We start from the raw sequence: 2146 nt of genomic DNA, 5'->3' as shown, positions 1-2146 counted from the left end.
GAACGACCTGCAACAGAGAGGGCTGATCTGACGCAGCGGCGAGCGCTTCAGGTGGAGTGCTGTCCGGTGCGAAGGCATCACGTGGCTTGGCCGGGTTTGGCCTGGCGTGGCAGAGAACGGCTTGGCTTGGCGTGGCAGGGGCTGGAAACCCAGCGTACAGCCGCTTCGACTGAGGCGGTTGTGCGGTGGATACCTGCAGATGGGTAAAACCGGCAAATCGCCGGTTTGAATCGCGGAGAACGAGATGAACTTGACCCTTGTTCACAGTCGGGACTATGCTCGGCCCGTCACTGCAAATTCAGTGGCCGGGTTTGGCGACCCGACAGGCTATGGCGCGACAGCGCCAACCCAACATCAGGCGCTTTTTTTGTGCCTGCCGTTTGGGCGTGCACCGGCTACCCGGTGTCTCTCTATGGCAGATCGCGTGGGGAGACCTTCGGGTCTGCCGGGTTCCATAGCCCCGGTTCGCCAACCCCGCGCGGTCTGCCACCCTATTCCGTTTGGCGACGGTCGGTGGCAGCTCCCTAATCAGCTATGGAGTTCCCCCACAATGGCAAGCCCTACCCAAGTTGCGCCCGAAGCATTCGACCTGGCCGCCAAGGCCTACGATTCCATCGAGCTCGCCGTCAGCACCCTCTACGACCTGTCCGCCATCTTCCGGGCGATCTACCAGGCCGAACAGTTCCCGTCCCACAACAAGCGCCTGGCCGGTGTTGGCCAGTATTTGGCCGACGACTGGGGAAGTCTGCTCGATGGCCAGGTAGGCGAGTTGAAAGCAATGCTCGAAGCCACTCGCGAAAGGAGGGCTGCAGCATGAGCCTGATCACCACAACCAACGCCGTCACCATGTCGAGCCGCGAGATTGCCGAATTGACTGGAAAGCGCCATGACAACGTCATTGCCGATATTCGCAAGATGCTCCTTGAGCTCGGATATCAGATCGACGCCGACGGAAGATCTCCTGACTTTTCAGGAGATGTCCCGGACGCTTATGGGCGGCTCCAGCATTGCTTCAATCTGCCCCGCCGCGAGGTCGAAATCCTCCTGACGGGCTACAGCATTCCGCTCCGCGCGAAATGCCTGGATCGACTGCACGAGTTGGAGGCACGGGCCAAGCAAACGCTCCCGGCCCTCCCCGGTGACTACATCCAGGCACTGGAGCACCTACTGGAATCCAAGCGCTCTGAGCAGAAGGCCATCGAAGAGCGCGACCACGCCATCGCCACCAAGGCAGAGATCGGTTCCCGGCGAGAGGCCACTGCAATGGCATCGGCTTCAGCCGCCGTCCGCGAGGCACGTCGTCTTGCAGATGAACTCGGGCGTGGTACCCGGCAGGCGACGGTCAAGGCAGTAGAGAACCTCACCAAGACTCAATTCGACCCGCAGGCCTGGCGCAAATTGCGTGCATGGTGCGATTCCCACGGAGTCCAGCCCAACTATGTCGAAGACCCTCTCTATGGCCGTGTCCGGGCGTGGCCTGCGGATGCCTGGAAGGAGGTGTACGACATCGACCTGGACGGACTGTTCGGTTATCACCAACACCGGATCACCGAAGGGGGTGCAAGTTCGGCATGCCCCTGACGCACCAATAAACCCATAACCCAACCGATTTTGGCAAAGCCACAAATGCCGGCGGGCCCTTGCTCGCCCTGGAGAAACTATGAAACGAGCAGCCGTTGTAACCGAACTGCCGGCCAGCACCAGCCGGGACATGGACAAGTTCGTTGTCCGACTGCCGGACGGACTGAGGGCCGAGGTGGAAGCTGAAGCCAAGCGAGACTCGCGCAGCATGAACTCCCTGATCGTCGTTGCCCTGCGCGAGTACCTGCATGGTCAGCAACAGAAGCGGGCTCTGCTCAATGCGTTGACCAAGGCAGCAGGGAGCAACTGATCATGAACTCCATCACTATCGTTCTCCGCTCGGGCATGGGCATGCAGATCGACTCGGTACGCCCATACCTGCGGAATGGTATGCCCATAGCAATCGGGCGCGCAGGCGCGGTTATCTCGCACTTTGCTGACGGGGACGCACACCTGGCGCTCCGCACCATCGCCGAGTTCCCCTGTCCCGAACAAGACAACCTGCCGGCGGCGAACATGCGACAGATCGCACTGGCGGCGCTGAGCGGGGCTGGGGTGAGTACGG

The 2146-nt window shown here is 61.3% G+C and carries 4 protein-coding genes; all 4 read left to right on the top strand.

What is annotated here, in order from left to right; translation table 11 throughout:
• Positions 1 to 550: 550 nt before the first annotated feature.
• Positions 551 to 817, top strand: coding sequence for a hypothetical protein (locus HMPREF2581_RS04890; RefSeq protein ID WP_021205287.1), 267 nt, complete (start codon positions 551 to 553; stop codon positions 815 to 817).
• Positions 814 to 1581 carry a Rha family transcriptional regulator gene (locus tag HMPREF2581_RS04885; protein ID WP_021205286.1) on the top strand — a complete coding sequence of 256 codons (768 nt, stop codon included), beginning with the start codon at positions 814 to 816 and terminating at the stop codon, positions 1579 to 1581. The genes HMPREF2581_RS04890 and HMPREF2581_RS04885 overlap by 4 nt, the downstream gene beginning before the upstream one ends.
• A 79-nt stretch (positions 1582 to 1660) precedes the next feature.
• Positions 1661 to 1891: an Arc family DNA-binding protein gene (locus tag HMPREF2581_RS04880; protein WP_031637080.1), complete on the top strand. Its 231-nt coding sequence runs from the start codon at positions 1661 to 1663 to the stop codon at positions 1889 to 1891.
• A 2-nt stretch (positions 1892 to 1893) separates the two neighbouring features.
• Positions 1894 to 2146, top strand: a 253-nt coding sequence (locus tag HMPREF2581_RS04875) for a hypothetical protein (protein ID WP_218189478.1), incomplete at its 3' end; no start/stop codon positions are given.

This window comes from Pseudomonas sp. HMSC057H01, assembly GCF_001836405.1.
GTDB classification, from domain to species: Bacteria; Pseudomonadota; Gammaproteobacteria; order Pseudomonadales; family Pseudomonadaceae; genus Pseudomonas; species Pseudomonas aeruginosa.
This window is presented reverse-complemented; position numbering and strand designations above follow the sequence as displayed.